This is a genomic window from Streptomyces sp. adm13(2018) (assembly GCF_008042145.1).
Classification (GTDB): Bacteria; Actinomycetota; Actinomycetes; order Streptomycetales; family Streptomycetaceae; genus Streptomyces.
Genome location: NZ_RDBH01000159.1, coordinates 1 through 5,047, shown reverse-complemented (window position 1 = coordinate 5,047; position 5,047 = coordinate 1). Strand labels below are relative to the sequence as shown.

Annotated in this window: 1 protein-coding gene; it reads left to right on the top strand. The window is 76.8% G+C overall.

Annotated features, from left to right (window positions below):
• Positions 1 to 5,047: type I polyketide synthase (locus tag EAO70_RS34980; protein ID WP_148006843.1), on the top strand; the 5,047-nt coding region annotated here is incomplete at both ends.

Genomic DNA, 5,047 nt, shown 5'->3' with positions numbered 1-5,047 from the left:
CCCCCGTACCCGATGTCCCGTCCCCGCCCGCCGCTCCTCTCTCACGGCCCGCCGTCGAGGCCGTTGTCCGCGACATCTGGGTGCGGGCGCTCGGGCTGCCCGGCCACGCCATCGGGCTGGACGACGACTTCCGGGCCCTCGGGGGCTCGTCCCTGAAGGCGATGGAGGTGTTGGCGGGGCTTGAGGACGAGTTCGGCCTGACCCTTCGGCCCTCCGACGTTCGCGATCACACCACGGTGGCCGCCCTCGCCGGCCTGGTGCTCGCCGGAGGCACGTCCGGTGGCCCGGGGCCCGCTGGGGTCCCGCCGTACGACACGACGGATGCCGGCTTCCCGGCCCACGGAGGATCCGGCGGGCTGCCGGGGCCGCGCAGCACGTCCGGACAGGGGGCTCCACACCAGGCCGGGCAGTCCGTCGAGCCCGTGATCGCCGTCTCCGCGCTGGCCTGCCGCCTCCCCGGGGCCGACACGCCCGAGGCCTTCTGGGCGCGGCTCCTGGAGGGCTACGACGCCGTCACCCCCGTACCCGGCGAGAGGTGGGCCGACGCGGCCGAGAGGCACGTTCGCCAGGGGGCGTTCCTCGACGAACCCGACGGCTTCGACGCGGAGTTCTTCGGCATCGGGGAGGTGGAGGCGCGGGCGACCGACCCGCAGGCGCGGATCCTCCTGGAGCTCGCCCACGAGGCCCTGGAACGGGCCGGATACGCCGGGCCGCGGCGGCGCGGGCGCAGGGTGGGGGTGTTCGTCGCCGCCGGTGACAGCGGCTACCGGCGGATCCTCGAAGAGGCCCACGGCACCGAGGGGTTGCCCGCCGCCGCTCTCACCGGGAACCTCCCCAATATGCTCGCCGCCCGCGTCGCGCACTGTCTCGACCTGACGGGGCCCGCCCTCGCGGTCGACACCGCCTGCTCCTCCGCCCTCGTCGCCCTGCACCTGGCGCGTCGCAGTCTCCAGGCCGGCGAATGCGACCTCGCCGTGGTCGGCGGCGTCCACCTCAACCTCACTCCGGCCGGGTACGCGCTCCTGGAGAAGGCCGGGGCACTGTCCCCGACCGGGCGCTGCCACGCCTTCGGGGCGGCGGCCGACGGTTTCGTCCCGGGCGAGGGGGGCGCGGCGCTGGTGCTGACCAGGCTCGATGACGCCGAGCGCGCCGGGGATCCCGTCCTCGCACTGCTCCGCGGCACCGCCGTCAACAACGACGGCAGCTCCCTCAGCCTGCTGGCGCCCAACCCCCTGACCCAGCGGGAGGTCATCACGCAGGCGTACCGCGACGCCGGTGTCGACCCCGCGGACGTGTCGTACGTGGAGGCGCACGGCACCGGCACACCGATCGGCGACCCCGTCGAGGTGCGCTCGCTCACCCACGCCTTTCCGCCGCTGTCCGACGGGCGACTGCGGATGCTCGGCTCGGTCAAGGCGAACATCGGCCATCTGCTCAACGCCGCCGCCCTGCCGAGCCTGGTGAAGGTCGTCCTCGCGCTCGGGCAGCGGCGTCTACCCCCGTCGCCGCTCCGCACCGCGCCGCCCGCGCCGTCGCTCGACCTGGCCGGCGCCGGATTCGAACTCGTGGAAGCCGTCCGCGCCTGGGACTCCCCCGGGCCGCTCATCGCGGGCGTCAACGCCTTCGGATTCGGCGGCACGAACGCCCATGCCGTCCTGGAGGAGGCCCCGGTCCGGAGTCTCCCGGAGCAGCGGGCGGCGGAGGGGGCGGTGAGCGCGGCGGAGGGGGCGGTGAGCGGCTCGGCCGACGGCCGAAGCGACGGTACCGGAAGGCACCGGCCGCCTCGGCTGCTCACCCTGTCGGCGCACGGGGACGAGGCGCTGCGCGCCGCCGCCGCCGGACTCGCCGCCCACCTCAGGGAGCGTCCCGGGCTCGACGAAGGAGACGTCTGCGCCGCCGTCGCCGGCGCCCGCGACGAGGGTCCCGACCGTCTCGCGCTGGTCGCCGCCGGCGACCTCGCCGAACGACTCGAAGCCGCACGGCTCGACGTCGCACGGCTCGACGTCATAGCGCCCGGCGCCGCACGCGCCGACGCCGTCCCGCCTGGCGCCGTCCACGACCGGGTGCGGCCGACCCGGACGCCCGTACGGTCGCGTGCCCGGCTCGTCCTGCTCCTGCCCGGGCAGGGCGTGCGGCCGCACGAGCAGGCCCGCGTTCTCCACGACGAGGCGCCCGCCTTCCGCGCGGCGCTCGAAGAGGCGTCCGGCCACGCCGGGACGATCGCCGGGCGCAGCCTCGCCGCCTGGTGTCTCGACGACGTGTCGCCCGACGCGGCGGCCCGTACGGAGATCGCCCAACCCCTCCTCGTCGCCCACGGGGTGGCGCTCGCGCGTCAGGTGCGGGCCTGGGGCATCGTCCCGGACGCCGTCGCCGGGCACAGCGTCGGCGAACTGGCCGCCGCGTGCGTGGCGGGGACGCTCCCGCTCGCCGACGCCGTTCGGTTCGCCGCCGAACGCGGCCGTCTGATGGCCGACTTGTGCCCTCCGGGCGCCATGGCCGCCGTCCGCTGCGACGAGCGGGCGGTCGCGGACGTGGTGGCCGGGGCACGGGGTGACCTGGACATCGCGGCCGTCAACGGTCCCGACCAGGTCGTCCTCGCCGGGACCCCCGCCGCCGTCGATCACGCCGTGGCCGTCCTCTCCGGCCGGGGCCTCGCGGCACGTCGGCTCGGGGTGTCCCGGGCCTTCCACTCGTCCCTGATGGACCCGGCCCTCGACGCACTGGCCGAAGCGGCACGAGGTCTCACGCTCCGGCAGTCGCCGGGCACGGCTACGCCCCTGATCAGTACGGTCACCGCCGACTGGCAGCCCGTCCTCGACCCGGCCCATCTGCGGGCCCACGCCCGGCAGCCGGTGCGCTTCGGCGCCACGGTGGAGCGGCTCCTCGACGACGGGTACGACACGTTCGTGGAACTCGGCGCCCGCACGCTCGGCGGCTCCGTGCGCGCCGTCGCGGCCGCGCACCCGCGCGGCAGCGGGGCGCTCACCCTCGCCGCCGGGCACCAGCACGGCGCCCGGGGGCTCCTGGAGGCCGTCGGCCGGCTCTGGGAACGGGGAGTGCCGCTGGACCGCACCGGGCTCGACGCCGGGCGGACGCGGATCGCCGTACCCACCTATCCCTTCCAGCGGCGCCGCTACCGGCCCGCCGCCGCCCCCCGGCCGTCCCGGCCGCTGCTGCACCGGATCGAGTGGGACGACGCCCCGGCGACCGTCGTGCCCGGCCCGCGCTCGGTCCTCCTCGCGGGGCCGGACTCGCAGCTCTCCCGGGCTTTCGCGGACCGGCTCGGGGCGCGCGGCGTCGCGGTCCGGCGCGCAGAGGACGCGAGGGGCGCCGGGGCCCCGGGGACGACCGGCGACACGGCCCCGAGTGGGGCCGCGGCACCCGAGGCCGCCGCGCCCGAGGTCACCGCGCCGGAGACCGTCCCGCCCAGGGCCGTCCCGCCCCAGACCTCCGCACCCGAGGTCGTCGTGCTGCTCGCCGGTCCAAGCCCCGACCCGGGCCCGGCGGACGGGCCCGAGGCCGCCGACGCCCTGGACGCGTCCCATCGTGCCCTGGCGACCGCCCTCCAGAGCCTGTTGCCGGAGCTCGCCCCGCACCGGCCGCGCGTCCTCCTCGTCACCGAGGACGTCCACGTCACCGGTGTCGGCGCCGAACGTCCGAACCCCGCGCAGGCCGTCCTCACCGGACTGGCCCTGGCGCTGCCCGAGGAGTTCCCCGGGGTGCTCGCGCACAGCGTCGACCTCTCCTCCCTCGACGGGACGGACGCACGGCTCGACGCCCTGGACCGCGAACTGACCGTCCGGCCCACCGCGTCCGACGACTCCGGGGACCTCCGCCCCGCGCCCGCCGTCGCCTGGCGGGCGGGACGACGCCTGGGCCGTACGACCCGGCCCTCGGCCCCCGGCGCCACCTCGGACGAGTCCGCGCTGCCGCCCCACGGGACGTACCTGATCACCGGCGGCACCGGCGGCGTGGGAGCCGCGCTGGCCCGCGACCTCGCGGGGAGGGGCAGGCCGACCCTGCTGCTCACCGGCCGCTCGGCCGAACCGCCCGCCGGCCTCCTCGGGGAGCTCCGGGTGCTCGGCGCCACCGTGGAGTACCGCGCCGCCGACGTCTCCCGCCCGGCCGACGTCGACACCCTGCTGGCCCGCCTTCCACGACTCGACGTCCTCATCCACGCCGCCGGTGTCGTACGCCCGGGCACGCTGCGGGCCAAGACACCCGACGAGATCGCCGACGCCCTGGCCGCCAAGACACGGGGCACCGCTCTGCTCGCCCGCGGCGTCGTCAAGCACGACCTGCGCCCCGGCCTGTGCGTGGTGTTCTCCTCGGTCTCCTCCGTCCTCCCCGGGCTCGCGGGAGCGATCGGAGACTACGCCGCCGCCAACGCCTACCTCGACGCCTTCGCTGCCGCCGAACGCTCCGCCGGCCGGCCCTGGCAGGCGGTCAACTTCGCGGCGTTCGCCGGAACGGGACTCGCCTCCGACGGCACGCGCGGGCCCCGGCCACTGGCGACCGGCGAGGCGCTGGCCGCCCTGCACACCGCCTGCGGCATCGACGCCGCCCAGCTCATCGTCGCCGACCTCGGCAGCCGGGCCACGGCATCACGGGCCCCGCACCCCGCCGACGCCCCGGTACCGACCCGCTCCACGTCCGTCCCCTCGCCTACGCCCATGCGCGAGCGCACGTCCACGTCCACACAACCGTCCGCCCAGGCCGCTGCCCCAGCCCCGGCTTCAGCGCCCGGCGCCGACGGCGTGATTCCCGTCCTGCGGCAGTTGCTGACCGAGGCGCTCCACCTCTCCCCCGACGCCCTCGGCGACGACGTACCGCTCCTCGGTCTCGGCCTCGACTCGCTCATGGCCGTCGACCTCGTCAAGCGGCTGGAGCGGGAGTTGGACCGGTCGCTGCCCATCACCCTGTTCTTCGAGCACCGGACGCTCGGCGAACTCGCCCGCGTGCTGCGGGCGAGTACGGCGCGGAGGGGTGCCTCGGCCGTGAGGTCGAACGGCCGGTTGCGGAGGGCCTGTTCGAGCTCCGCGAACTC